Below are 26,615 nucleotides of genomic sequence, written 5' to 3'. Positions count from 1 at the left end.
TCCCCGCTCTCGGTGGTTCGCTTCGGAAGAACGCCCCGGACCCGGCGGTGCTTCCCGGCACCGCCGGTGGGGGCGGTGCCGGGGACAGCGCGGCGACGGGCGTCATCGACCGTCATGGCGTCTCCCGGGGCGCGCCGGCCCCTGCGGGGTCGGCGCTGTCGTCAATGATCTCGCCGGTGGCGGTGTTCACCGCGAGTGCGGCAGGTGGCCGGGAGGCCAACGCTGCCGCAACGGTCTCCGCGGTGCGGCGGCCGATCCCGGGCACCTCGCACAGCTCGTCCACGGTGGCGGACCGCAGCCGCTTGAGGGAGCCGAAGTGCTTGAGCAGTGCCTGGCGGCGGGTCTCGCCGAGCCCGGGCACCGCGTCCAGCCCGCCGGTGGTGAGGCGTTTGGAGCGCTTGGAGCGCTGGTAGGCGATGGCGAAGCGGTGCGCCTCGTCGCGCACCCGCTGCAGCAGGTAGAGGCCCTCGCTGGTGCGCGGCAGCACGACCGGGTCGTCCTGGCCGGGCAGCCAGACCTCCTCCAGCCGCTTGGCGAGGCCGCAGAGGGCGACGTCGTCGATGCCGAGCTCGTCGAGGGCGCGGCGGGCGGCGGCGACCTGCGGCTGACCGCCGTCGACGACCAGCAGCTGCGGCGGGTAGGCGAAGCGGCGGGGGCGGCCGGTCTCCGGGTCGACCGGGCCGGCGGCGTCCCCGCCGGCCCCGGGGACGCCGTCGGGTGCCTCGTCGGCGCCGGTGTCCTCGGGGACGGCCCACTCGCCGGTCTGCTCGCGCTCCCGGAGGTAGCGGCGGAAGCGCCGGCCGATCACCTCGTGCATCGAGCGGACGTCGTCCTGGCCGGCGAAGCCCTTGATCTGGAAGCGCCGGTACTCGCTCTTGCGGGCCAGACCGTCCTCGAAGACGACCATCGAGGCGACCACGTCCTCGCCCTGCAGGTGGGAGATGTCGAAGCACTCGATGCGCAGCGGCACGGAGTCGAGCTCCAGCGCGTCGGCGATCTCCTGGAGGGCGCGGCTGCGGGTGGTGAGGTCGGAGGCGCGCTTGGTCTTGTGCAGTGCGAGCGCCTGCTGGGCGTTCCGGTGCACCGTCGCCATCAGGTCCTTCTTGTCACCGCGCTGCGGGACGCGGAGGTCGACCTGGGCGCCGCGCAGGCCGGTGAGCCACTCGCGGACGGGCCCGGCCGGCTCGGGCAGCGCCGGGACGAGCACCTCGCGGGGCACGTTCTCGGTGCCGGAGCCGTACAGCTGCTGCAGGGCGTGCTCGACCAGGGAGGCGGTGTCGACGTCCTCGACCCGGTCGGTGACCCAGCCGCGCTGGCCGCGGACCCGGCCGCCGCGGACGTGGAAGATCTGGACGGCGGCCTCCAGCTCGTCCTCGGCGAGGGCGAGCACGTCGGCGTCGGTGCCGTCGGCGAGGACGACCGCGTTCTTCTCCATGGCGCGCTTGAGGGCGCCGATGTCGTCGCGGAGCCGGGCCGCCTTCTCGTACTCCATGGCGGCGGCGGCCTCCTGCATCTGCTGCTCCAGGCGGCGCAGGTGACCGCCGGTGCGGCCGGCCATGAAGTCGCAGAACTCCTCGGCGAGGGCGCGGTGCTCGTCGGCGGAGACCTTGCCGACGCAGGGTGCGGCGCACTTGCCGATGTAGCCGAGCAGGCAGGGCCGGCCGACCTGGCTCGCGCGCTTGAAGACGCCGTTGGAGCAGGTACGGACGGGGAAGACGCGGAGCAGCAGGTCGACGGTCTCGCGGATCGCCCAGGCGTGGCCGTACGGGCCGAAGTAGCGCACGCCCTTCTTGTGCGCCCCCCGCATGACCTGCACGCGGGGGAACTCCTCGTTGAGGGTGACGGCGAGCTCGGGGTAGCTCTTGTCGTCGCGGTACTTGACGTTGAAGCGGGGGTCGAACTCCTTGATCCAGGAGTACTCCAGCTGCAGCGCCTCGACCTCGGTGCCGACCACCGTCCACTCCACCGAGGCGGCGGTGGTGACCATGGTGGCCGTGCGCGGGTGCAGGCCGGCGAGGTCCTGGAAGTAGGAGGAGAGCCGGGGACGCAGGCTCTTGGCCTTGCCGACGTAGATGACCCGGCCGTGCTCGTCGCGGAACCGGTACACCCCGGGTGAGAGCGGGATCGCACCGGGCGCCGGACGGTAGGTGGACGGGTCTGCCATGCCCCCTACCGTACCGACTGCCGATGACCGCCCGTGGCCGGTTTCCCGGGGTGCGGCCGCGAACCGATCAGGCGGGTGTGACCTGGACGTTGTTGTTGACGACGGCCACCTTGTAGGAGGGCAGCGGCTTGGGGGCCGGGCCGCCCTCGACGGCGCCGTCGGTGATCGAGAAGCGGCTGCCGTGGCAGGGGCAGTCGATCGTCTTGTCCTTGACCTCGTCGACGATGCAGCCGGCGTGGGTGCACTTGGCGCTGAACGCCTTGTACTCGCCCGCGGCGGGCTGGGTGACCACGATCTTCTGCTCGCGGAAGACCTTGCCGCCGCCGACCGGGATGTCGGCGGCCGGGCCGAGGTCGACCGGGGCCGCGTTCTGGGCCTGGGTGCCGCCGGAGCCGCCCGTCGAGCCCGACGAGCCCGAGGACCCGGAGGATCCCGAGGACGAGCAGCCGGTGACCGCGACGGTGCCGCCCGCGGCGAGCACGGCGGCCGCGCCGCACAGCAGGGTGCGGCGGGAGGCGGCGGGGCCGCGGTCGGTCTCGGCGGCGGAGGCGGTGGCGACGGGCTCGTTCATGCGGGCGGCTCCTCGGACGCGGGTACGGGCGGACCGGCCGCAGTCTATGCCCCGTACCTGGGCGTTCCCGCCCGGCCGAGAGGTACTGACACACCACCTCCCCGGCCGGCAGGGGGCCGGGGAGGTTCGGTGAGCGTGTGCCCGGCTACTTCTTGGCGGCGGCCCGCTTGCGGGCGGTGCCGGTGCCGGTCTTGGCGGCGGCGCCCGCGGCCCCGGCGGTGCTGCCCGCGGCCTTGGCCGCCGTGCTGCGGCTGCCGCCGCGGCGGGCGGCGGGAACGGCCGCGTCGGAGACCCCGGCGAGGATGTCCCGCAGGAACTTGCCGGTGTGGCTGGCGGTGATCGCGGCGATCTCCTCCGGGGTGCCCTCGGCGACGACCGTGCCGCCGCCGTTGCCGCCCTCCGGGCCCATGTCGACGATCCAGTCGGCGGTCTTGATCACGTCGAGGTTGTGCTCGATGACGATCACGGTGTTGCCCTTGTCGACCAGGCCCTCCAGCACCTTGATCAGCTTGCTGATGTCCTCGAAGTGCAGACCGGTGGTCGGCTCGTCGAGGACGTACACGGTGCGGCCGGTGGAGCGCTTCTGCAGCTCGGAGGCGAGCTTGACGCGCTGGGCCTCGCCGCCGGACAGGGTCGGCGCGGACTGGCCGAGCCGGACGTAGCCGAGGCCGACGTCGTTGAGGGTGCGCAGGTGCCGGGCGATCGCCGGGACGGCCTCGAAGAAGGCCAGCGCCTCCTCGATCGGCATGTCCAGCACCTCGGCGATGGACCTGCCCTTGTAGTGGACCTCCAGCGTCTCCCGGTTGTAGCGGGCGCCGTGGCAGACCTCGCACGGGACGTAGACGTCCGGCAGGAAGTTCATCTCGATCTTGATGGTGCCGTCGCCGGAGCAGTTCTCGCAGCGGCCGCCCTTGACGTTGAAGGAGAACCGGCCGGGCAGGTAGCCGCGGACCTTGGCCTCCTGGGTCTCCGCGAAGAGCCGGCGGACGTGGTCGAAGACCCCGGTGTAGGTGGCCGGGTTGGACCGCGGGGTGCGGCCGATCGGCGACTGGTCGACGTGCACCACCTTGTCCACCAGGTCGGTGCCGGTGATCCGGGTGTGCCGGCCGGGCACGCTGCGGGCGCCGTTGAGCTCCCGCGCGAGGTGGGTGTAAAGGATGTCGTTGACCAGGGTGGACTTGCCGGAGCCGGAGACGCCGGTGACCGCGGTGAAGGTGCCGAGCGGGAAGCCGACGGTGACGTCCTGCAGGTTGTGCTCGCGGGCGCCGTGCACGACGAGCTGGCGCTTCTTGTCCCGCGGGCGGCGGACGGCCGGGGTCGGGATGGAGCGCCGGCCGGAGAGGTACTGGCCGGTCAGCGACTCGTCGTTGGCCAGCAGCTCCTTCAGCGAGCCGGAGTGCACGACCTTGCCGCCGTGCTCGCCGGCGCCGGGGCCGATGTCGACGACCCAGTCGGCCGTCTTGATGGTGTCCTCGTCGTGCTCGACGACGATCAGGGTGTTGCCGATGTCGCGCAGCCGCACCAGCGTCTCGATCAGCCGGTGGTTGTCCCGCTGGTGCAGGCCGATGGACGGCTCGTCGAGGACGTAGAGCACGCCGACCAGGCCGGAGCCGATCTGGGTGGCGAGCCGGATGCGCTGGGCCTCGCCGCCGGAGAGGGTGCCCGCGGCGCGGTTGAGCGAGAGGTAGTCCAGGCCGACGTCGACCAGGAAGCGCAGCCGCTCGTTGACCTCCTTGAGGACCCGCTCGGCGATCTTCTTGTCGCGGGCGGTCAGCTTCATCGCGCCGAGGAACTCGGCGCAGTCGCTGATCGACATCGCCGAGACGTCGGCGATCGACCTGTCCTGGATCGTCACGGCGAGCACCACCGGCTTGAGCCGGGTGCCGTTGCAGGCGGGGCAGTGCACCTCGCGCATGTAGCCCTCGAAGCGCTCGCGGCTGGAGTCGCTCTCGGCCTCGGAGTGGCGGCGCTGCACGAACGGCACCGCGCCCTCGAAGGACGTGGTGTACGAGCGGTCGCGGCCGTACCGGTTGCGGTACTTGACCTCGACCTGGGTGCGGTGGCCGTAGAGCAGGGCCTTGCGGGCGCGGGCGGGCAGCCCGGCCCAGGGGATGTCGGTGCGGAAGCCGAGCTCGCCGGCGAGCGCGTCGATCAGGCGCTGGAAGTACTCCTTGGTGTGGCCCTGGGACCACGGGTGGATGGCGCCCTCGTCGAGCGACTTCTCCTCGTCCGGGATCACCAGCTCCGGGTCGACCTCCATCCGGTTGCCGAGGCCGGAGCACTCCGGGCAGGCGCCGAACGGCGAGTTGAAGGAGAAGGAGCGCGGCTCCAGCTCCTCGAAGGAGACGTCGTCGTACGGGCAGTAGAGGTGCTCGGAGTACATCCGCTCGCGCTCCGGGTCGTCCTCCGCGAGGTCGACGAAGTCGAGCACCACCATGCCGCCGGAGAGCTTGAGCGCCGTCTCGACCGAGTCGGTCAGCCGGCGCTTGGCGCTCTCCTTGACCGTCAGGCGGTCGACGACCACCTCGATGGTGTGCTTCTCCTGCTTCTTGAGCACCGGCGGCTCGGTGAGCTGGACGGTCGCGCCGTCCACCCGGGCCCGGGCGTAGCCCTTGGACTGCAGGTCGGCGAAGAGGTCGACGAACTCGCCCTTGCGCTCGCGCACCACGGGGCTGAGCACCTGGAAGCGGGTGCCCTCGGTGAGCTCCAGCACCCGGTCGACGACGGCCTGCGGCGACTGCCGGGCGATCGGCCGCGAGCAGTGCGGGCAGTGCGGCTTGCCGATCCGGGCGAACAGCAGGCGGAGGTAGTCGTAGACCTCGGTGATGGTGCCGACCGTGGACCGCGGGTTGCGGCTGGTGGACTTCTGGTCGATCGAGACCGCGGGCGACAGGCCCTCGATGAAGTCCACGTCCGGCTTGTCCATCTGGCCGAGGAACTGCCGGGCGTAGGAGGACAGCGACTCGACGTAGCGGCGCTGGCCCTCGGCGAAGATCGTGTCGAAGGCCAGCGAGGACTTGCCGGACCCGGAGAGGCCGGTGAAGACGATGAGGGAGTCGCGGGGCAGGTCCAGCGAGACGTTCTTGAGGTTGTGCTCGCGAGCACCGCGGACGATCAGGCGGTCGGCCACTGCTTCTGGCGCCTTTCTCCGGGGAGGTGGGGCTTCGGGGGCTTGAGGGCTTCGGAGCGCTTCAGAGTGCTTCTGGAGCGCTTCAGAGTGCTTCTGGGTGCTTCTGGGCATGCGTGCGGGCGGTCGGCGCGTCCTCGGATCCCACCGCGGCCCGGCCCTGGCGGCAGCGGCCGCACCGGTGGCGGCCGCGGGCATGCCCCAGGGAAGGCAACCAGCTGGACGGGCGATTTCTTCCGACTCGGGACAGCCAGCCTATAGCGCAGGCGTTCGAATATCGACCTTGTCCAGTGGAGACCACCCGAATGAGTGATGCGGCCTCGACACGTTGATCATCAAGGCGGGGAAAGCCCCAGCTCGGCGCGGTCGACGGGCGGTAGCGTCGCCGTGACAACGACCGGCGGCCCCGAGGGGAAACGCCGGACGCACCACCGCACCACCCGGGAGACCGCCATGACCGACCCCGCATCCGCCGGCATCCCGCCCGAGGAGGCCGCGGCCAGGGCCGCCGAGAGCCTCAAGGCCGTCGCCGAGGGCACCGGCCACCTGCTGCGCACCGTCGCCGACCTCGGCCCGGACGCCCTCGGCGGCCCCTCCGCACTGCCCGGCTGGACCCGCGGCCACGTGCTGGCCCACCTCTCGCGCAACGCCGACTCCCTGGTGAACCTGCTGGAGACCGCCCGCACCGGCGTCGACGTCCCCCAGTACGCGAGCCCGGAGGCGCGCGAGCAGGGCATCCGGGACGGCGCCGGCCGCCCGCTCGACGAGCAGCTGGCCGACCTGCGGCGGAGCTCCGAGCGGCTGGCCGCGGCCGCCGAGAGCCTGCCGGACACCGCCTGGACGGTGCCGCTGCGGCACCGCACCGGCTACGTCTTCCCCGCGTACGACGTGCCCTGGAAGCGGCTGATGGAGGTCGAGTACCACCACGTCGACCTGGACGCCGGGTACACCCCCGCGCACTGGCCGGAGTCCTTCGCCTCGGCCGAGCTGGCCCGCCTCGCCGCCCGGCTGGACGGCGCCGAGGGGCTGCCCGGCGTCGCGCTGACCGCCGAGGACACCGGGACCCGGGCCAGGATCGGCGAGCCGGCCGGCCCCGAGCTGGCCGTGGAGGGCCCCGTCCGGGCGCTCACCGCCTGGCTCTCCGGCCGCTCCGACGGCGACGGCCTGCAGGTGCACCGGGCCGGTGTGCTGCTGCCCGACCCGAGGACCGTGCTGCCGCAGCTTCCGCCGCTGAACTGAACAGGCGATGATTGCAGGTGACGGACCTTCAGCCGGCACCCGGCCGCGCCGCGGTGCCCGGCCCCGACGATCGAGGAGCGTAGCGATGTCCTACCACGGAGCGGTCAAGGTCGGCGGCCCGCCCGACGTGCGGGAGCTCGCCCACCTGATCGTCACCAAGGTGGCGGTCGGGCCGTACGACAACAACGCCTACCTGCTGCGCTGCCGCGCCACCGACGAGCAGCTGCTGATCGACGCGGCGGCCGACGCGCCCACCCTGCTGGAGACGGTCGGCGACACCCTGGCCACGGTGGTGACCACCCACCGGCACCACGACCACTGGGCCGCGCTGGCCGAGGTGGTGGCCGCCACCGGCGCCCGCACCGCGGCCGGCCGGATCGACGCCGAGGCCATCGACGTCCCCACCGAGCTGCTGCTGGACGACGGCGACGTGCTGCGGGTCGGCCAGGTCGAGCTCACCGTGCGCAAGCTCGTCGGCCACACCCCCGGCGCGATCGTGCTGGTCTACGACGACCCGCAGGGCCATCCGCACGTGTTCACCGGCGACTGCCTCTTCCCCGGCGGCGTCGGCAACACCTGGAAGGACCCGGAGGCCTTCGCCAGCCTCTTCCGCGACGTCAACGAGAAGATCTTCGACGTGCTGCCGGACGAGGCCTGGGTCTACCCCGGCCACGGCAACGACACCACGCTCGGCGCCGAGCGCCCGCACCTCGGCGAGTGGCGCGAGCGCGGCTGGTGACCGGCCGGTGACCCCGCACCGGGACGGCGGCGGCGCGCCGCCGGGCCGCACGGTCGAGGCCGAGCTCAAGGCCGTCGTCCGCGACCCCGCCGCCGTCCGGGCCCGGCTCCACGCGCTGGCCGGCCCCGGCCGGGCCGAGGTGTACCGGGACACCTACTACGACCTGCCGGACGGCTCGCTGGCCCGCGGCGACCGCGAGCTGCGGCTGCGCACCGTCACCGGCCCGGCGGGCAGCCGCACCCTGCTGACCTGGAAGGACGCCCGCCTCGACACGGTGTCCGGGGCCAAGCCGGAGGCCGAGACCGCCGTCGCCGACCCGGCGGGCGCCGCGGCGGTGCTGCACGGGCTCGGCTACCGGCCGGCGCTGGCCTTCGAGAAGCACTGCCGCAACCATCCGCTCCGCCGGGACGGCCGCGAGCTGTTGGCCACCCTGGTCGAGGTCCCGGAGCTCACCGGGGTCTTCCTGGAGGTGGAGACGGTCTGTGGGGAGGACGAGCTGCCGGCGGCCCTGGCGGCCGTCCGCGGCGTCCTGGCCGAGCTGGGCGTGCCGCCCGCGGACCTCACGGCCGAGGCGTACACCGACGCGGTGGCCGCCGCACGCGGACGCAGCGGCGGGGTGTGACCGGTCCCCGCGGTCGCACCCCGCCGCTGCGGGATCGGGTGGGTCAGACGTCCGCGCCGTCGCGCTCGCCCACCGCTTCGAGGGCCGCGCGCTCCTGCCGGCGGGAGGCGACCAGGCTGGTGACCGTGGTGACGGCGAGCACCGCCACGATGAAGCCCAGCGAGACGCCGATGCTGACCTCCGGCACGTGCACGCCGCTCTCGTGCAGCGCGTGCAGCACCAGCTTGACGCCGATGAAGCCGAGGATCACCGACAGGCCGTAGGCGAGGTGGACCAGCTTCTTCAGCAGGCCGCCGATCAGGAAGTACAGCTGGCGCAGGCCCATCAGCGCGAAGGCGTTCGCGGTGAACACGATGTACGGGTCCTGGGTCAGGCCGAAGATCGCGGGGATCGAGTCCAGGGCGAAGAGCACGTCCGTGGTGCCGATCGCCAGCATGACGATCAGCATCGGGGTCATCAGCCGGCGGCCGTTCTCCACGACGAAGAGCTTGGTGCCGTGGTACTTGTCGGTCGCCGGGAAGCGCTTCTCGATCGCCTTGAGCAGGCGGTTCTCCTCGAACTCCTCCTCCTCGTCGGAGCGGGCGTCCTGGATGAGCTTCCACGCCGTCCAGACGAGGAAGGCGCCGAAGATGTAGAAGACCCACGAGAAGGTGGAGACCAGGGCCGCGCCGCCGGCGATGAAGACCGCCCGCAGCACCAGCGCGATGATCACGCCGAACATCAGCACGCGCTGCTGGTAGATCCGCGGCACCGCGAACTTGCCCATGATCAGGATGAAGACGAAGAGGTTGTCGACGCTCAGCGACTTCTCGGTGATGTAGCCGGCGAAGAACTCGCTCGCGGGCTGCGATCCGTACTGCTTCCAGAGGAAGGCGCCGAACAGCACCGCGAGGACGATCCAGACGACCGTCCAGATCCCGGCCTCCTTGACGGAGACCTCGTGCGGTTTGCGGCCGCCGATGAAGAAGTCGGCCACGATCAGGGCGACCAGCACCCCGATCGTGCCGATCCACAGGCCAAGGGAAACGTCCACGTCTGCTCCTCCGGCAGGTAGGCGAACAGGCATCGTCACTGCCGGAGGTCTCCTCCACCCTGCGGCTCACCGAAGGAGCACGCGGGCCGGCACCCCGGGACACCCGATGGGCGGACGTCCGTGATGACGGGGCTGCCGCTGGGGAGTACTCCCCTCCGTCTACACCGAGGCTAACAGAATCCCCAAGACAAGGTAAAGAAGGTAAAGAGCCGTCGGGGGCGGGGCCGCCCGGGGGGTGCCGCCGGACGCCCCGGCGGTCTCAGAGGTAGGGCTCGATCGCGGGCAGCATGTCCTGGAAGGTCCTGGCCCGCGCCGGTGCGCCGATCGCCTGCATCGCCCAGCCGCCCTCCGGCTCGCGGTACACCTTCGCCATGATCTGCCCGGTGTGCCGGCCGCCCGCCGCCAGCTCGTAGCGGGCCAGTTCCTGGCCGGTGGACTCGTCGACCAGCCGGCAGTGCGCGTCCTGCACCTCGGTGAAGCTCTGCCCGGTGTACGAGCTGACGGTGAACACGATCTGGGTGATGTGCACCGGCACCCGCATCAGGTCGACCAGGATCACCTCGTCGTCGCCCCCGCCGGCACCACCGGTCAGGTTGTCCCCGGTGTGCTGGACCGAGCCGTCGTTGCTCGCCAGGTGCTGGAAGAACACCACGTCGGAGGGGGTGCGCTCGGCGTACAGCAGGGCCGAGGCGTCCAGGTCGACCTGGCGGCTGCGGCTGCGGCTGCCGAACAGACCCTTGCGGACGGCGGCCCGCCAGCCCAGGCCCATCCGCACGACCGTCAGCGACTCCCCCGAGCTCTTCTGCAGGCTGACGCTCTGCCCCTTGGCCAGATTCACCGACACGGTGCTTCCCTCTCTCTGCTCGGCCCGGCGGGAGCGGTCCCACCGCGCTCGGACGGAACACCCCGTTGCCGTCCCCCGGCTGAGGCCCCCAGTGCCCTGCGACCGCACCGCCGCCGCCCGCCGCGCCCGCGCGGCCTGGTCTCCTGTTCGACGACCGGTGCCCGCAGGCCAGCCTAGGGCCTGCGGGCACATGTCATGCAGGGTGTTCCTGCTCGGGGACGGCCCGTGGGAGCGCGTCCGGCCGGGCGGGCTCAGGCCATCCCGGCCTCGCGCATCTGCCGGAGCTCCTTCTTCAGCTCGCCGACCTCGTCGCGCAGCCGGGCGGCCACCTCGAACTGCAGCTCGGCGGCGGCGGCGTGCATCCGGTCGGTGAGGTCCTGGATGAGCTGGGCCAGCTCGGCCGCGGGCAGGCTCTTGGCCGGCTTGCGGTCCGCCCCGAGCGCCGGGACGGGGGTACGGGTCTTGCCGCCCGACCCGCGGTAGCCGGTGGAGAGCAGCTGCTCGGTGTCGACGTCCTCCCGGGCGAGGGTGTCCAGGATGTCGCCGATCTTCTTGCGCAGCGGCTGCGGGTCGATGCCGTTCGCCTCGTTGTACGCCTGCTGCACGGCCCGGCGCCGGTTGGTCTCCTCGATCGCCAGCTCCATCGCCGGGGTGATCCGGTCCGCGTACATGTGGACCTGGCCGGAGACGTTGCGCGCCGCACGGCCGATGGTCTGGATCAGCGAGGTGCCCGACCGCAGGAAGCCCTCCTTGTCGGCGTCCAGGATCGCCACCAGCGACACCTCGGGCAGGTCCAGGCCCTCGCGGAGCAGGTTGATGCCCACCAGCACGTCGTACTCGCCGGCCCGCAGCTCGCGGAGCAGCTCGACCCGGCGCAGCGTGTCGATGTCGCTGTGCAGGTACCGCACCCGGATGTCCAGGCCGAGCATGTAGTCGGTGAGGTCCTCGGCCATCTTCTTGGTGAGGGTGGTGACCAGGACGCGCTCGTCCCGCTCGACGCGGGTGCGGACCTCGTGCACCAGGTCGTCGATCTGGCCCTCGGTGGGCTTGACGATCACCTCGGGGTCGATCAGGCCGGTCGGGCGGATGATCTGCTGGACCGCGCCGTCGCCGCGGGACAGCTCGTACTTGCCGGGGGTCGCCGAGAGGTAGACCGTCTGCCCGATCCGCTCCAGGAACTCCTCCCACTTCAGCGGGCGGTTGTCCATCGCGGACGGCAGCCGGAACCCGTGGTCGACCAGGGTGCGCTTGCGGGAGGCGTCGCCCTCGTACATCGCGCCGATCTGCGGCACCGTCACGTGCGACTCGTCGATGACCAGGAGGAAGTCCTCCGGGAAGTAGTCGAGCAGGGTGTTCGGCGCGGTGCCGGGCTCGCGGCCGTCGAAGTGCATCGAGTAGTTCTCGACGCCGGAGCAGCTGCCGATCTGGCGGAGCATCTCGATGTCGTACGTGGTGCGCATCCGCAGCCGCTGGGCCTCCAGCAGCTTGCCCTGCTTCTCCAGCACCGCCAGGCGCTCGCCGAGCTCCTTCTCGATGTCGTTGACCGCGCGCTCCATCCGCTCCGGGCCGGCGACGTAGTGCGAGGCGGGGAAGACGTAGACCGAGTCGTCCTGGCTGATGATCTCGCCGGTGAGCGGGTGCAGCGTGTAGAGGGCCTCGATCTCGTCGCCGAACATCTCGATCCGGACGGCGAGCTCCTCGTACACCGGGAAGATCTCGATCGTGTCGCCGCGGACCCGGAAGGTGCCCCGGGTGAAGGCGAGGTCGTTGCGGGTGTACTGGATGTCGACGAACCGGCGGAGCAGGGCGTCCCGGTCGATCTCCTCGCCGACCTTGAGCGGCACCATCCGGTCGACGTACTCCTGCGGGGTGCCGAGGCCGTAGATGCAGGACACCGAGGCGACCACGACCACGTCGCGCCGGGTCAGCAGGGAGTTGGTCGCGGAGTGCCGCAGCCGCTCGACCTCCTCGTTGATCGAGGAGTCCTTCTCGATGTAGGTGTCCGTCTGCGGGACGTACGCCTCGGGCTGGTAGTAGTCGTAGTACGAGACGAAGTACTCGACCGCGTTGTTGGGCAGCAGCTCGCGGAACTCGTTGGCCAGCTGGGCCGCCAGCGTCTTGTTCGGCGCCATCACCAGGGTGGGGCGCTGCAGCTTCTCGATCATCCACGCCGTGGTCGCGGACTTGCCGGTGCCGGTCGCACCGAGCAGGACGACGTCCTTCTCGCCGCCGCGGATGCGGCGCTCCAACTCGGCGATGGCCGCCGGCTGGTCGCCGTTGGGCTGGTAGGGGCTGACGACCTCGAAGGGCGTCGTGGACCGCTCGATACTCGTGATGGGGCGCACCACTCCACCGTACGGCCCCGCACCGACAGTGCTGGGCGGTACGGGGAGCCGGGCCCTGCCCGGGCGACCGGTGTCAGCCCTTGGAGCTGTCGCGCGCGAGGGCGACCAGGCGGGAGACGGCGCGGAGGTACTTCTTGCGGTAGCCGCCGCGCAGCATGTCCTCGGGGAAGACCCGGTCGAAGGGGACGCCGGAGGCGGTGACGGGGAGTTCCCGGTCGTACATGCGGTCGGCGAGGACGACCAGCCGCAGGGCGGTGGACTGGTCGTCGACCGGCCGGACGCCGCGCAGGAAGACGGCGTGGACGTCGTCGAGCATGGCGCCGTACCGGCTCGGGTGGACGTTCTTGAGGTGTTCGAGCAGGGCGTCGAAGTCGTCCAGCGAGGCGCCGGGGGCGGTGGCGGCGCGGGCGGTGACCTCGTCGTCGGTGTACGGCGGCGGGGCGTCGGGCAGGCCGCGGTGGCGGTAGTCCTGGCCGTCGATCCGGACGGGCCGGAAGTGCGCCGCCAGGCCCTGGATCTCGCGGAGGAAGTCGGCGGCCGCGAAGCGCCCTTCGCCGAGCTTGTCGGGGAGGGTGTTGGAGGTGGCGGCGAGCTTGACGCCGTTCTCCACGAGGCGGCTGAGCAGGGTGGAGACGAGGACGGTGTCGCCCGGGTCGTCGAGCTCGAACTCGTCGATGCAGAGCAGCCGGTGCCCGGAGAGGGTCTCGACGGCGCCCTTGAAGGTGAGGGCGCCGACCAGGTTGGTCAGCTCGACGAAGGTGCCGAAGGCCTTGGGCCCGGGGGTGGCGTGCCAGAGCGAGGCGAGCAGGTGGGTCTTGCCGACGCCGTAGCCGCCGTCGAGGTAGATGCCGGCCGGGCCGGCCGGGGCGGCGGGACCGCGCCGGAACCAGCTGCGCTTCGGGGCCGCGCCGCTGCCGTTGAGGGAGGCCGCGAACTGCTCCAGGACCTGCACCGCCTCGTACTGGCTGGGCTGGGTGCTGTCCGGGAGGTAGCTGCCGAAGCTGACGCCGGCGAACCGCGGCGGCGGGACCATCTCGGCCACCAGGCGCTCGGCGGGCACGACCGGTCGTCGGTCGGTGAGGGCTGTCACGGTGGCCGTCTCGGGGGCGGTGGCGTCGGCGTGGGGGGCTGCGGGCACGGTAGTACAGGGTACGCCCCGTGGAAGACTCGCCACCATGCAGCTCTTGATGAATCCGCTCACAGCCCCCGTCGCCGACCCGGCCGCGCTGGAGGCGCTCGCCGCGCTGTACGCGTACCCGGACGGGGTGCGCGGGGGGCGGCCGTGGCTGCGCGCCAACATGGTGTCCAGCCTGGACGGCTCGGCCCGGCTGGCGGGCCTGTCGGAGGGCCTGTCGAGCGCCGCGGACAAGCGGATCTTCGGGGTGCTGCGGGCGCTCGCGGACGTGGTGCTGGTCGGGGCGGAGACCGTCCGGGCGGAGGGCTACCGGCCGGCCCGGGCGCGGAAGGAGTTCGCGGCGGCCCGGGCGGCGGCGGGCCAGGCCCCGGCGCCGGCGGTCGCGGTGGTCAGCCGCCGGCTGGCGCTGGACCTCTCGGCGCCGCTGTTCACCGAGCCGCTGGTGCGCACGGTGGTGGTCACCACGGAGGACTCCCCGGCCGAGGCGCGCCGGGCGGTGGCCGCGGTGGCGGACGTGGTGGTGGCCGGCGAGCGGTCGGTGGACCTGGCCGCGGCGGTGGCGGCGCTGGCGGCGCGCGGCTGGACCCGGCAGCTGACCGAGGGCGGCCCGCGGCTGCTGGGCGGGCTGGCGGCGGCCGGGCTGCTGGACGAGCTGTGCCTGTCGCTGGCGCCGCTGCTGACGGCCGGCGACGCGCCGAGGATCGCGTACGGCGCCGCGGTCGAGCAGGTGCGGGCGATGCGGCTGGAGTCGCTGATCGAGGAGGGCGGCTTCCTGTTCACCCGCTACGTCCGGGTGGAGGACGGACCGACCGGTCCGGCCGCGGGGTGACCCCGGGCGGCCGCCGTGGCCCGTGTGGTGCGTGTGCAGCGTGAGGAAAGCTTCCGCCGGGCAAGATGAGGGCAGCGGACCGGGGGGCCTGCACTGCACGAAGGGACTCACGTGTTCAAGACCGTACTGATGATCGAAAAGGCGCTGTCCGACGCGGACGTCGAGCTGGTCACCACGCTGCACGGCGACGAGAAGGTCTCCTTCGTGGTGCTCATGCAGCCGAGAGGAAGACAGGACGAGCTGTTGAGAGCACTCGACGACGTGGCGCTGGGCCATCTCGACAAGGCGGTGCACGAGCACGACGACGAGTCGGTGCCCACGGTGGCCGAGGAGTCCCTGGAGCACAGCCTGCGGCACCTGCGCGAGGCGGGCGCCGAGGCCACCGGCCGGGTGGTGGAGGACAATCCGCTCGACGGCCTGCGGAGCGTGGTCGAGGAACACGGCGCGGACGAGGTGCTGGTGCTGACCTCGCCGCACTTCGTGGAGGAGTTCTTCCACCGCGACTGGGCGTCGCGGGCGCGGCACAAGGTCGGCGTCCCGGTGCTCAAGCTGTTCGCCAGCGACTCCTGAGCTCCTCCGCCGGTGGTGCAGAATCGTCCTTGCGGAACCACCGCGAGGACGGTTCTCGTCCTCCCAGTCCCCGGCTGTACGGAGCATCCCTTGAACGACGCCGCGCACGACCTGCACGCCCCGCACTTCATCGGCATCGGCGGCGCCGGGATGTCCGGACTGGCGAAGATCCTCGCGGTGCGGGGCGCCAAGGTCTCCGGCAGCGACGCGAAGGAGTCCGAGACGGTGCTGGCGCTGCGTGCGCTCGGCGCCGAGGTCGCCGTCGGCCACGCCGCGGAGAACCTGCCGGCCGGCACCAGCAGCGTGGTCGTCTCCAGCGCGATCCGCGCGGACAACCCGGAGCTCGCCGCCGCCCGGGAGCGCGGGATCCCGGTCGTGCACCGGTCCGACGCCCTCGCCGCGCTGATGGGCGGCCGCCGCGCGCTCGCCGTCGCCGGCACCCACGGCAAGACCACCACCACCAGCATGCTGGCGGTCAGCCTCGGCGAGCTCGGCCTCGACCCCTCGTACGCGATCGGCGGCGACCTGGACGCGCCGGGCTCCAACGCGCACCACGGCACCGGCGACATCTTCGTCGCGGAGGCCGACGAGAGCGACCGGAGCTTCCACAAGTACGCGCCCGAGGTGGCGATCGTCCTCAACGTGGAGCTGGACCACCACGCCAACTACGCCTCGATCGAGGAGATCCACCAGTCCTTCGAGACCTTCGTCGGCCGGATCGTGCCCGGCGGCACCCTGGTGGTCTCCGCCGACCACGAGGGCGCCCGGGAGCTGACCCGCCGGGTCCGCGGCCGGGTGGGCCTGAACGTGGTGACGGTCGGCGCCGCCGAGGACGCCGACGTGCGGGTGCTCTCGGTCTCGCCGCGCGGCATGACCAGCGAGGTCACCGTGGAGCTGGGCGGCGAGGAGCTCTCCTTCACCGTCTCCGTGCCGGGCCGGCACTACGCGCACAACGCGGTCTCCGCGCTGGCCGCCGGCGTGGCGCTCGGCGTGCCCGCCGCGGACCTGGCGAAGGCGCTCGGCAGCTACACCGGCGTGCGCCGCCGGCTGCAGCTCAAGGGCGAGGCCGCCGGTGTGCAGGTGATCGACTCCTACGCGCACCACCCGACCGAGATGGCCGCCGACCTGGAGGCGATCCGCGAGGCCGCGGGCGCCGGCCGGGTGCTGGTGGTCTTCCAGCCGCACCTGTTCAGCCGCACCCAGCAGCTGGCCGCGGAGATGGGCGACGCGCTGGCGATGGCCGACGCCTCGGTGGTGCTCGACATCTACCCGGCCCGCGAGGACCCGATCCCCGGCGTCACCAGCGAGCTGATCATCGACGCCGCCCGGAAGGCCGGCGCCGACGTGGCCGCGGAGCACGCCTTCGCCGCCGCCCCGGAGCGGATGGCCGCCCTGGCGAAGCCGGGCGACCTGGTGCTCACCATGGGCGCGGGCGACGTGACCAACCTGGGACCGGAAATTCTCGCCCGCCTCGCGGACGTTGCACCCGGTGCCTGATGGGAGGACTTCCGTGACCCACGAGATCCAGAAGACCGACGCCGAGTGGCGTGCCGAGCTGTCGCCCGAGGAGTACCGCGTGCTCCGCGAGGCCGGCACCGAGCCCGCCTTCACCGGCGAGTACACCGACACCAAGACGGTCGGCGTGTACGGCTGCCGGGCCTGCGGGGCCGAGCTCTTCAGCAGTGAGACGAAGTTCGAGAGCCACTGCGGCTGGCCCTCGTACTACGCGCCGCTGGCCGAGGACCGCGTCGAGTACATCCAGGACACGTCCTTCGGGATGCGCCGGGTGGAGGTCCGCTGCGCCCGCTGCGGCAGCCACCTCGGCCACGTCTTCGAGGGCGAGGGCTACGAGACCCCGACCGACCAGCGCTACTGCATCAACAGCATCTCGCTGACCCTCCGGCCCGCCGAGTAGGGCCGGCCCGGGGGGCACACCTCCGCACGCCCTGTCACCGCGGCGCCACACCGTGCCAGACTGATCATCGGTCGAACCGCACGAAAGGACAACGGTGGCAGGGCGTCGCACTTCCGGAGTACTGGCCATGCTGGCGGAGGCACAGCGCCAACAGCACCGCCGGGAGGAGGCGCAGCGCCGCGCCGACGCGGCCGCGCAGCGGCAGTACGAGCGGGCCCGCCGGGAGGCGGAACGGGCGGCCGCCCAGGGCCAGCGCGAGGCGCTGAAGGCGTACCGGCAGAGCCGGGAGGCGGACGCGGCCCGGCGGACGGCCGAACTGGAGGACCGCGTCGCGGCACTGCGCGGCACGCTCGCCGCGGGCCTGCGCGGGCGGCCCTTCTCACCCGCGGACCTGGCGGCGCCCGCGGCCGCCTTCGCCCCCGGTCAGCTGGGCGTGCCGGTGCCGGTGCCCGACCAGTCCTGGTACCTGATACCGCCGCTGACGGGCGCGCAGGCCTTCGACCCGGCGGCCCGGCGGGCGTGGGACGAGCAGGCCGCGCAGGCCCGCGCCCGGTTCGAACAGGACTGGTACGCGGCGCAGGCCGCCGAGCAGGAACGGCAGCGCCGGCTCGCCGAGTACCGGGCCGAGTTCGACGGCTGGCTGGCCTCCCGGCAGCAGCTCGCGGCCCACGCCGGGCAGCTGGTGGCCGGACTGCGCTCGGGCGCCCCGGAGGCCGTCGAGGAGTACTTCGAGACGGCGCTCGGCTGGCGCGACGACTGGCCCGAGGGCTTCCCGCACACGGCCGAGGCCCGCTGGGACGCCGGGGCCCGCCAACTGGTCGTGGAGTGGCCGCTGCCGGACTTCTCGGTGGTGCCGGCCGTCGCCCGGCACCGGTACGTGAAGGCCGACGACCGGGACGCCGAGGTGGCCCGCCCGGCCGGCGAGCGGCGGACGCTCTACCGGGAGGCCGTGGCGCAGTGCGCGCTGCGGGTGCTCGCGGAGGCGTTCCGGGCGGACGACGCGGACCTGCTCTCCTCCGTCGTGGTGCACGGCGTGGTCGAGGCCGTCGACCCGGCGACCGGCCGGGAGGAGAGCCGCTGCCTGGTCTCGGTGGCCGCCGAACGGGCCGACTTCCTCGCGCTCGACCTGGAGCGGGTGGAGGCCGTGGACTGCCTGGTGGAGGCGCTGGACGGCCGGCTGTCCGCGCGCCCGGACAAGCCGGAGGGCGTCCGGCCGCACGCCACGGGCGCCCCCGCGGCGGCGGCCGCACCGGCCGGCGACGAGGGGCCGGACCTGTTCACCATGGACCCGATCGCCTTCGAGGAACTGATCGCCGAACTCTTCCGCCGCCGCGGCCTGCGCACCCGGACGACCGCCCGCAGCGGCGACGAGGGCGTCGACGTGCTGGCGGAGGACCCGGATCCGATCACCGGCGGGCAGATCGTCATCCAGGCCAAGCGCTACCGGCACACCGTGCCGCCCACCGCCGTCCGCGACCTGGACGCCACCATGGCCCGCTGCGGCGCCAACCGCGGCATCCTCGTCACCACCTCCGGCTTCGGCCCCGGCTCCCGGCGCTGGGTCGAGGGCCGGCCGCTGACCCTGGTGGACGGCCCGATGCTGGTCGCCCTGCTCCGCGAGCACGGACTCGCCGGACGGCTCGGGACGGACGGCACGGCGGGCCGCGGCACCGGGCGGCGGCCGGCACCCGCCGTGCCCGCGGCGGCCGCGGTGCCGACGGTGCTCGCGCCCGGACAGAACGCGGTGCTGCCGGAGAGCGCGCTCGCCGCGCTGACCGTCCGCTTCTCCTCCGCCGGCGCGGACGCCGACCTGACGCTGCTGCTGCTCACCGCCGAGGGCCTGGTCCGCTCCGACGGCGACTTCGTCTTCTACCACCAGCGCAGCGCCGCGGACGGGGCGGTGCTGCTCGGCGAGAAGGCCGCCGCGGACGGGCGGCGCACCGAGTCGGCGGTGCTGCGGCCGGCCGACCTCCCGCCGGAGGTCCACCGGGTCGCCGTCTCCGTCAACATGGACGCCGACACCGGGCTGACCTGCGCCGGACTCACCGACGCGGACCTGCTGCTGCACACCGAGGACGGCACCGCCTGGTCGTTCCGCCCGCCGTCCGACCCCGCGGTGTCGGCGATGCTGGTCGCCGAGGTCTACCGGCACCGGCCGGCCGGCGGCCCCGAGGTGTGGAAGGTCCGCGCGGTCGGCCAGGGCTGGGCGGACGGCCTCGCCGGCCTCGCCCGCGCCCACGGCGTCGACGTCGGCTGAGGGGGCGACACCCCAGGGGCGCGGGGAACTGCGCAATTCGGATGCGGGCCACCGTACGGATCGGGGTCGGCCCAAATCCGTGGTGACAGCCGCACTCGGACTGCGCAGTTCCGCCCCCAGCCTTCGGCCGGGAGGTGCCCCCAGCGCCCCCGTGTCGGCTCACGCAGTGAGTTCGCGGCTGTACTTCCATTCGGCGGCGCAGCGCTCGTACCCGAGCCAGTCGTTGACCGCCAGCATCGGGGCGTTGCCGCCGTCGTTGTGGGTGAAGGCGGCGGTGATGCCGGCCGCGCGGGCCCGGTGCAGGGAGTCGGCCTTGGCGAGTTTGGCGAGGCCGCGGCCGCGGTGGGCCCGGACGGTGGTGGTGAAGGACGACCAGTAGCGGCCCTCGCCGTCGGTCTGTGCGGCGGAGAAGCCGACCGGCCGTCCGTCGGCGAGCACCACGGTGGTGAGCTCGCGGTCGAGGTCGGGCCGGTGCCAGATCTCGGCCAGCCAGGAGGCGTAGCCCTGGTCGGCGAGGTCGACGTCGCCGGGTTCGTCCCGGGTGCCCTCGACGTCGACCAGGTAGAGCGGATGCGGGTCGTCCGCGTACTCGGCGGCGGTGCGCAGTTCGACGCCGGGCGGGCGGGCCGGCAGTGGCGGCAGCGGGGCGGTGAGGTCGCGTCCGGCGAAGTAGGCGACCCGGCCGCGGGTGTAGCCGCGGGCGGTGGCGAAGCCGTGCGCCGCCGGTTCGTCGTCCACCCAGCAGTGCGCGTGCCGGACGCCTTCGGCGGCGAGCGCCTCCTCGGTGGCGGTGAGCAGGGCGGTACCGGTGCCCTGCCCGCGGTGTCCGGGGACGACGTGGACGGCGGCGAAGCCGTGGCCGGGTTCCTCGCTGTCGGGGTAGGCGCCGAACCGGGCGGTGGCGACGATCCGCCCGTCCGCCTCGGCGAGCAGCATCCGCAGGTGGGGCTGGGCGGCGACCTGCCAGGCGACCGTCTCGGGGGTGGTGACAAGATACGGGCGGCCGGCGCGCAGGGCGGCGCAGGCCGCTGTCGCGTCGTCGGGCCGGAAGGCGCGGATCGTGAGCGTCATAGACACGTCACGTTAACGACTCGGCCGCCTCCGCGCCCTCGAATATCGGCCTCCAGGGCGGGAGTTGCCCGCGAATCGGGTGGCACCGCGGAGAAAGCTCAAGTTCAGCTCTGAGTTCGGCTGCCGGTGGTTGGCAGCCGTGTCCGGCCGGTACACCCTCAGCAGCGGACACAGGCAGCACGGGACGCAGGAGAGGGGGGAGCGCGCATGGCGCACTCGACGGAGTCGCCCCGGCTGGGGGTGGGGATCGGCTGGCGGGCGGAGATCGACACCGCGGTCGAGCGGCTGCCCGGCGTGGACTGGGTGGAGGTGGTCGCGGAGAACGTCTGCGCCGGTCACCTGCCGCGTTCGCTGGAGGTACTGCGGGAGCGCGGCGTCACGGTCGTCCCGCACGGGGTGTCGCTGGGCCTCGGGGGCGCCGAGCCGCCGGCCGCGCACCGGCTGGAGCGGCTGGCCGGGGTGGCCGAGGCGCTCGGTGCGCCGCTGGTCACCGAGCACCTGGCGTTCGTCCGGGCGGGCGGGATGGAGTCCGGCCACCTGTTGCCGGTGCCGCGGTCGCGGGACGCGCTGCGGGTGGTCGCGGAGAACGTCCGGATCGCGCAGGAGCAGTTGCCGGTGCCGCTGGCCCTGGAGAACATCGCGGCCCACCTGCGCTGGCCGGACGACGAGCTGACCGAGGGCGAGTTCCTCGCCGAGCTGGTGGAGCGGACGGGCGTGCGGCTGCTGGTGGACGTCGCCAACCTGCACACCAACCGGGTCAACCTGGGCCTGGACGTCACCGCCGAACTGGCCCGGCTGCCGCTGGAGGCCCTCGCCTACGTGCACGTCGCCGGCGGGGTGGAGCGGGACGGCGTCTGGCACGACACCCACGCCCACCCGGTCACCGAGCCGGTGCTGGAGGTGCTCGCCGAACTGTGTGGGCGCGCGGTGCCGCCCGGTGTGCTGCTGGAGCGCGACGACGCCTTCCCGCCGCCGGCCGAGCTGGCCGGTGAACTCGACGCGATCCGGGCCGTCCTGGAGCGGGCCCCGCTCGCCGAGGGGGTGCGGCACGGTGGCTGAACCCGACGAGTACCTGCTGCGCGGGGACGACGCCGAGCTGGCCGTGGCCCGGGCCCGGCTCGCCGAGCGGCAGACCGGGCTGATGGCCGCGCTGGTCGCGGGCGGTCCGGTACCGGAGGGCTTCGACCCGGCGCAGGTCGCCACCCAGGCCCGCGGGCTGCTCGCCAAACGGCGGGACACCACCGCGCGGGTGGTGCCCGAGCCGGCCCGGATTCTCGGCGCCGACTGGCGCCCGCTGTTCGAGCGGTACGCCCGGCAGGGCCCGCAGCGCGGCGGGTACCGGGCCGACGCACGGGAGTTCGCCGCCTGGGCGCTGGCCGCGGACCCGGCCGCCGCCTGGCGGGACGAACTGGAGCACTGGCTGCGGCCCGCGGCCGACACGCACGCCCCGGGTCCGCTGCGGGCGGGCCGGGCGGTGCTGGCCCGCGCGGTGCACGACCGCCTGCGCCGCCGCGGCGGCGCGGCCACCCACGGCCGGCCGGCCCCGTCCCGGGGCTGAGCACGGCACCACCGGGTCCACCGGACCCGTTCGACCCACGGGGGAGACAACGATGTGGAGCACGGAGTTCACCGTGGCCCTCGTCCTGGTGCTGGTCACCGGGACGGCAGTGGGTGTCACCCGGGCGCGGCTGCGCCGGGTGCCCCACCCGCAGGGCTTGTCCGGGCGCGGCCTGGAACTGATGGAGACGGCCTTCCTGGCCGGCGGCCCGACCCGGGTCGCGGTCACCGCCCTGGTGCGGATGCAGCAGGAGGGCCGGGTGATCGTGGCGCGGTCCGGCCTGGTCACCGTCACCGACCCGGCGCCGCGGGACGCCGTGGAGGCGGCGCTGATCGACGCGGCCGGACCCGGCCGGCAGCAGGACGCCGACGTGCTGCGCCGCCAGGTGGCGCGCAGCGCCGCCGTGCAGGAGATCGGCGACCGGCTGGCCGACCGCGGCCTGATGCGCCGGCCGGACCGGCACCGCGCGGTGGTGCGGGCCCGCCGGGTGATGGGCCTGGCGCTGCTGGCGACGGTGGTGCTCGGCGTGTTCGCGATGGTCGACTGGACGGACCGCACCTTCAACGGCCGGTACACCGGCCCGCCGCCGGTCTTCCCGTTCGCGGTGCTGCTGGTGGCCGGCGTGGTCTCCATGGTGGCGACCAGGCCGGACCGCGGCCGGGTCACCCCGGCGGGCCGCCGCCAGCTGTCGATGATGAAGGAGGGCGGCGCCTGGCGCCCGTACGACGTGGTGGCGCCCGTCGCCGCGCTGACGGTGCTCGGCGCGCTGGCCCTGGAGGGCACCGACGAGCTGGACGAGGAGATGCGGGCGGCGCTGACCGCCCGGCAGCTCGCCTCCTCGTCCTCGTCCTCGGCCTCGTCGTCCTCGTCCTGCTCCACCGCGACCTGGTGCGGCTCCGGCTCGGACAGCGGTTCCTCGTCGAGCTGCGGCTCGTCCAGCTGCGGGTCCTCCTCGTCCAGTTGCGGCTCCTCGTCGGGCTGCGGTTCGTCCGGGAGCTCGTGCGGATCCTCGGGCAGCTCCTGCTCGTCGGGGAGCTCCTGCGGCTCCAGCTGCGGCGGCGGAGGATGCGGCAGCTCCTGACCCGGCTTGTCACAGTTTCGTATCGCGGGCGGGGCACGTGTTCCCCGCCCGCCCCTGCCGGGACTAGAACAGCCCCATGTGGGTGCTCCTCCTGATCCCGGCCTGCGCCGCTGCGGCGTTCTCCTGCCTGCAGCTGGTCCGGGTCGCCACCAGGGCCGACCTGCTCGACGGCTTCGGCCCCCGGCCCCCCGAGGCGGTGGGGATCGGCCTGTACGAGACCGCCTACCTGGCCGGTGGACCGGGCCGGGTGGTGGAGCTGGCGCTGGTGCTGATGGCCGGCCGCGGCCGGCTGCACCTCGCGCACACCGGCTGGACGACCGTGGTCGACCCGCGCGGCCGCAGTCGGCTGGAGCGGGCGCTGATCGAGCAGATCGGCCCCGAGGGCCAGTGCCGGACGGGGCCGCTGCGGGCCTCGCTGGCGGCGCACCCGACCGTGCGGGAGATCGGCGACCGCCTCGCCCGGGCCGGCCTGGCGACGCCGGAGACCGTCCGCCGGGACACCTCGCGGGCGGTGCGGCAGGTCCGGATGGCGCTGCTGCTGTGCGTCCTGCTGCTGGCCGCCTCGCTCGCCCTCGCCGCCCCCGGCACCGGGGACGCCAGTGCGGCGATCGCCTGGTTCTCGCTGCCGCTGATCCTCACCTGCGGCACCCTGCTGATGGCCCGGGTGGACGTGCACACCTACACCCGGTTCGCCGCGCCCGCCGGCCTGGAGGTGCTGCGCACCGCGCGGGTGCCCCGGCAGCTCGGCCACACCCGCGACCCGGAGCAGGCGCTGCTCACCGCGGTGGCGATGGTCGGCCCGGCCGCGCTGACCGACGAACGGCTGCGGGCGGCGCTGCGGACCTGAGTCCGCGGCGCCGCCCGCAGGGCAGCAACCGGCCGGGCCGGCCTCGACCGGGCCGCAACCGATCGGGCCGCCGCCGATCGGGCCGCCGCCGACCGGGCCGCAGCCGACCGGCGCGGCTCAGACCAGGCCGGCGAGGAGCTCGGCGACCGGCTTGCGGCGGCCGGTGAAGAACGGCACCTCCTCGCGGACGTGCAGCCGGGCCCGGGACGGGCGCAGGTCGCGCATCAGGTCGACGATCCGGTGCAGCTCGTCGGCCTCGAAGGCGAGCAGCCACTCGTAGTCGCCGAGGGCGAAGGAGGCGACCGTGTTGGCCCGGACGTCCGGGTAGCCGCGGGCCATCTTGCCGTGCTCGGCGAGCATGGCGCGGCGCTCCTCGTCGGGCAGCAGGTACCACTCGTAGGAGCGGACGAACGGGTAGACGCAGACGTAGTCGCGGGCGCGCTCGTCGGCGAGGAACGCCGGGATGTGCGACTTGTTGAACTCGGCCGGGCGGTGCAGCGCCATGTTCGACCAGACCGGCTCCAGCACGCGGCCGACGGCGGTGCGGCGGAAGCGGTTGTACGCCTCCTGCAGGTCGTCCGAGTCCTCGGCGTGCCACCAGACCATGACGTCCGCGTCGGCGCGCAGGCCGGACACGTCGTAGGTGCCGCGCACGGTGACGTCCTTGGCGGCGAGCTGGGCGAAGAGCTCGTCCACCTCGGCGGCCAGGGCGGCACGGTCCTCGGGCAGCTCGCCCTTGAGCTTGAACACCGACCACATGGTGTAGCGGATGACCTGGTTGAGGTCGCGGGCCTTCTTCTTCACGGGCTGCTGTTCAGTGCTCTCAGTCATGTCCTCATTGTCCCTTCCGGGGCCCCGGCGCCGTCCGCCGGGGTCAACAAGTCGTTGACGGCGCGGCGGGCGCTGCCGATGCAGGCAGGGATGCCCACGCCGTCGTAGGCGGCGCCGCAGACCGCCAGCCGGCCGGCCTGCGCGACCAGCCGGCGGACCCGGGCCGTCCGGTCCAGGTGGCCCACCGGGTACTGCGGCAGGCCGGCCCGCCAGCGGGTGACCGCGGTGGCGAACGGCGCGGCGCGCAGCCCGGTCGCCCGCTCCAGGTCGGCCAGCGAGCGGGCGACGAGCTCCTCGTCCGGCAGGTCGAGGGCGGCCTCCTCGCGGTGCCGGCCGAGCGAGGTGCGCAGCAGGAAGGCCCCGGGGGCGGCGCGGTCCAGCCAGCCCCACTTGTAGGAGGAGAAGGTCGAGGCCTTGATCGCCCGGCCGTCCACGGGCGGGACCAGGAAGCCGCTGCCGTACGGGAGGGCGGCCGCGTCGGTGCGTTCGAAGGCCATGGTGACCAGGGCCATCCCGGCGTACTCGACGGCGTCCAGCTCGGCCGCGGCGGCGGGGACGTCGGGGCGCAGCAGCGCGGCCGCCTGCGGGGCGGGCACGGCCAGCACCACGGCGTCGGCGTGCAGCAGCTCGCCGCCGACGGCCACCCGCCAGCCCTCGGGGGTGCGGCGCAGTGCGTCGACGGGGCTCGCGGTGCGCAGGTCGGCGCCGGCGCGGCGCAGGTGGGCCGCGGCGGCCTCCGGCAGGGTGCCGAGTCCGCCGCGGATGCCCTGGAAGACCGGGCCGGCGTCGGGGCGGGCCCGGCCGACGAGCTCGTGCACGCCGTCGACCAGGGTGCCGCCGCTCCGGGCGAGCGGGAGCAGCTGCGGGACGGCGGCGCGCAGCGAGATCTCGTCGGCGTGGCCGGCGTAGACGCCGCCGAGCAGCGGTTCGACGAGCCGATCCACGACCTCGCGGCCGAGCCGGGCGGAGACGTAGGCGCCGATCGCGACGTCCTCGCCGACGCTGGTCGGGCGCTCGTGGCGGGCGCGGTCCAGGCCGTCGGCGGAGAGGACCTCGGTGGCGGCCAGCGCGTCGAGGTCGCCGGGCACGCCCATCAGCTGGCCGCCGGGCAGCGGGCGCAGGGCGCCGCGGGTCCAGATGGCGGCCTTGGCGCCGGTGGGCGGCTCCAGTTCGTCGGCGAGGCCGACGGCGCGGGCCAGCTCCACCGCTTCGGGGCGGCGGGCGAGCATCGACTCGGCGCCGAGGTCGACCCGGACGCCGCCGACCTCGCCCGCCATCAGCTTGCCGCCGAAGCGCTCGGACGCCTCCAGCACGGTGACCCGGTGCGGGCCGTCGGTCAGGAACACCGCTGCGGCGAGTCCGGCGATGCCGCCGCCGATCACCACGACATGAGGTTCTGCCATGTCCCGCAGTCTTGCACTCCTTAACCCCCGGGCCGGGGGTGCCCCGCTCGGCCGCGGCCGGTCCGTCCCGGCCGGACTGTCGGCGGCCCGTCAACTCCGCTTCCCCGCACGGGCGGTGTACACCGGGGCGAGGCCGGACCGTGACCCGTTCGGGACCGCCGGGACGGGTCCGGACGGGCCGCGGGCGCGTCCAATGGTGCGACCGGCGCGGAAGACCGCGCGGAGGGACCAGGGGAGGACGGACATGGGGCGCACGGACACGGGACGCGCGGGCAGACGGGTGCTGGCGGGCACCGCGCTGGCGGCGGTGCTGCTGCTGAGCGGCTGCGGTGCGGAGGGCGGCGGCCGTTCCTCCTCGGACGCCGCGGCACCCGCCCGGGCGGCGGCGCAGAAGGCCGCCCCGACCGCGGGCGGGGGCGCGGCCGGGGCGGGGG

At 73.9% G+C, this 26,615-nt stretch carries 20 protein-coding genes and 2 pseudogenes; 12 read left to right on the top strand and 10 right to left on the bottom strand.

Features of this window, described 5'->3' with window-relative positions:
• Positions 1-112: 112 nt before the first annotated feature.
• From uvrC to uvrA, 3 genes are all read right to left on the bottom strand, one after another.
• Entirely contained in the window at positions 113-2,164 is a 2,052-nt protein-coding gene (gene uvrC / locus ABD353_RS26785) for an excinuclease ABC subunit UvrC (RefSeq protein ID WP_344626241.1), read from the bottom strand.
• A gap of 67 nt (positions 2,165-2,231) precedes the next feature.
• Positions 2,232-2,735 (bottom strand): Rieske (2Fe-2S) protein, encoded by a 504-nt coding sequence (locus ABD353_RS26780; protein WP_344626240.1) that lies wholly within the window; start codon positions 2,733-2,735, stop codon positions 2,232-2,234.
• Positions 2,736-2,880: 145 nt separating this feature from the next.
• Complete coding sequence (gene uvrA, locus ABD353_RS26775) at positions 2,881-5,865, bottom strand: excinuclease ABC subunit UvrA (RefSeq protein WP_344626239.1); 2,985 nt, start codon at positions 5,863-5,865, stop codon at positions 2,881-2,883.
• 450 nt (positions 5,866-6,315) lie between these two features.
• On the opposite strand from uvrA, the gene ABD353_RS26770 reads away from it, so the two are divergent.
• From ABD353_RS26770 to ABD353_RS26760, 3 genes are all read left to right on the top strand, one after another.
• On the top strand, positions 6,316-7,101 hold the full coding sequence (locus ABD353_RS26770) for a maleylpyruvate isomerase family mycothiol-dependent enzyme (RefSeq protein WP_344626238.1): 786 nt from the start codon (positions 6,316-6,318) through the stop codon (positions 7,099-7,101).
• Between the two features lie 85 nt (positions 7,102-7,186).
• Positions 7,187-7,840, top strand: a complete 654-nt coding sequence (locus tag ABD353_RS26765; RefSeq protein ID WP_344626237.1) for an MBL fold metallo-hydrolase — start codon at positions 7,187-7,189, stop codon at positions 7,838-7,840.
• Positions 7,841-7,847: 7 nt separating this feature from the next.
• Positions 7,848-8,462, top strand: a complete 615-nt coding sequence (locus ABD353_RS26760) for a class IV adenylate cyclase (protein ID WP_344626236.1) — start codon at positions 7,848-7,850, stop codon at positions 8,460-8,462.
• 43 nt (positions 8,463-8,505) lie between these two features.
• Here ABD353_RS26760 and ABD353_RS26755 read toward each other — a convergent pair whose 3' ends face one another.
• The 4 genes from ABD353_RS26755 to zapE form a co-directional block, all read right to left on the bottom strand.
• Positions 8,506-9,495: a TerC family protein gene (locus ABD353_RS26755; RefSeq protein WP_344626235.1), complete on the bottom strand. Its 990-nt coding sequence runs from the start codon at positions 9,493-9,495 to the stop codon at positions 8,506-8,508.
• A gap of 259 nt (positions 9,496-9,754) precedes the next feature.
• A complete protein-coding gene (locus ABD353_RS26750; protein ID WP_344626234.1) occupies positions 9,755-10,339 on the bottom strand; it encodes a TerD family protein in 585 nt (194 codons plus the stop codon).
• Between the two features lie 251 nt (positions 10,340-10,590).
• Entirely contained in the window at positions 10,591-12,684 is a 2,094-nt protein-coding gene (gene uvrB / locus ABD353_RS26745; RefSeq protein ID WP_344626233.1) for an excinuclease ABC subunit UvrB, read from the bottom strand.
• Positions 12,685-12,757: 73 nt separating this feature from the next.
• A complete protein-coding gene (gene zapE, locus ABD353_RS26740; protein WP_425555254.1) occupies positions 12,758-13,861 on the bottom strand; it encodes a cell division protein ZapE in 1,104 nt (367 codons plus the stop codon).
• On the opposite strand from zapE, the gene ABD353_RS26735 reads away from it, so the two are divergent.
• The 5 genes from ABD353_RS26735 (at position 13,860) to ABD353_RS26715 (ending at position 19,390) form a co-directional block, all read left to right on the top strand.
• Positions 13,860-14,648, top strand: coding sequence for a dihydrofolate reductase family protein (locus ABD353_RS26735; protein WP_344626231.1), 789 nt, complete (start codon positions 13,860-13,862; stop codon positions 14,646-14,648). The genes zapE and ABD353_RS26735 overlap by 2 nt on opposite strands.
• Positions 14,649-14,759: 111 nt before the next feature.
• Entirely contained in the window at positions 14,760-15,218 is a 459-nt protein-coding gene (locus ABD353_RS26730) for an indole-3-glycerol phosphate synthase (RefSeq protein ID WP_344626230.1), read from the top strand.
• Between the two features lie 90 nt (positions 15,219-15,308).
• Positions 15,309-16,715 (top strand): UDP-N-acetylmuramate--L-alanine ligase, encoded by a 1,407-nt coding sequence (gene murC, locus ABD353_RS26725; RefSeq protein WP_344626229.1) that lies wholly within the window; start codon positions 15,309-15,311, stop codon positions 16,713-16,715.
• Positions 16,716-16,728: 13 nt separating this feature from the next.
• Positions 16,729-17,133 (top strand): peptide-methionine (R)-S-oxide reductase MsrB, encoded by a 405-nt coding sequence (gene msrB, locus ABD353_RS26720; protein ID WP_344626228.1) that lies wholly within the window; start codon positions 16,729-16,731, stop codon positions 17,131-17,133.
• A 127-nt stretch (positions 17,134-17,260) separates the two neighbouring features.
• A complete protein-coding gene (locus ABD353_RS26715) occupies positions 17,261-19,390 on the top strand; it encodes a restriction endonuclease (RefSeq protein WP_344626227.1) in 2,130 nt (709 codons plus the stop codon).
• A 159-nt stretch (positions 19,391-19,549) separates the two neighbouring features.
• On the opposite strand, the gene ABD353_RS26710 is transcribed toward ABD353_RS26715, so the two are convergent.
• The gene (locus tag ABD353_RS26710) at positions 19,550-20,461 is read right to left on the bottom strand and encodes a GNAT family N-acetyltransferase (protein WP_344626226.1); all 912 of its coding nucleotides are present in this window, start codon (positions 20,459-20,461) and stop codon (positions 19,550-19,552) included.
• A gap of 207 nt (positions 20,462-20,668) precedes the next feature.
• Here ABD353_RS26710 and ABD353_RS26705 point away from each other — a divergent pair.
• From ABD353_RS26705 to ABD353_RS26695, 3 genes and pseudogenes are all read left to right on the top strand, one after another.
• Positions 20,669-22,019, top strand: a pseudogene (locus ABD353_RS26705) (MbnB/TglH/ChrH family RiPP precursor modification enzyme).
• Between the two features lie 52 nt (positions 22,020-22,071).
• Positions 22,072-23,100 (top strand): TIGR04222 domain-containing membrane protein, encoded by a 1,029-nt coding sequence (locus ABD353_RS26700; protein WP_344626225.1) that lies wholly within the window; start codon positions 22,072-22,074, stop codon positions 23,098-23,100.
• A 76-nt stretch (positions 23,101-23,176) separates the two neighbouring features.
• Positions 23,177-23,947, top strand: coding sequence for a TIGR04222 domain-containing membrane protein (locus ABD353_RS26695; RefSeq protein ID WP_344626224.1), 771 nt, complete (start codon positions 23,177-23,179; stop codon positions 23,945-23,947).
• Positions 23,948-24,064: 117 nt separating this feature from the next.
• Here the strand turns inward: ABD353_RS26695 and hemQ are convergent, their stop codons facing one another.
• Positions 24,065-24,778, bottom strand: a complete 714-nt coding sequence (gene hemQ / locus ABD353_RS26690; RefSeq protein ID WP_344626223.1) for a hydrogen peroxide-dependent heme synthase — start codon at positions 24,776-24,778, stop codon at positions 24,065-24,067.
• A complete protein-coding gene (gene hemG, locus ABD353_RS26685) occupies positions 24,775-26,181 on the bottom strand; it encodes a protoporphyrinogen oxidase (protein WP_344626222.1) in 1,407 nt (468 codons plus the stop codon). Before hemG ends, hemQ begins: the two co-directional genes overlap by 4 nt.
• A gap of 244 nt (positions 26,182-26,425) precedes the next feature.
• On the opposite strand from hemG, the pseudogene ABD353_RS26680 reads away from it, so the two are divergent.
• A pseudogene (locus tag ABD353_RS26680) lies at positions 26,426-26,615 on the top strand (hypothetical protein); the annotation flags it as partial.

The organism is Kitasatospora arboriphila (genome assembly GCF_039528095.1).
Lineage (GTDB): Bacteria > Actinomycetota > Actinomycetes > Streptomycetales > Streptomycetaceae > Kitasatospora > Kitasatospora arboriphila.
The sequence above is the reverse complement of the archived record's forward strand: the minus strand, read 5'-3'. Positions and strand labels throughout refer to the sequence as shown.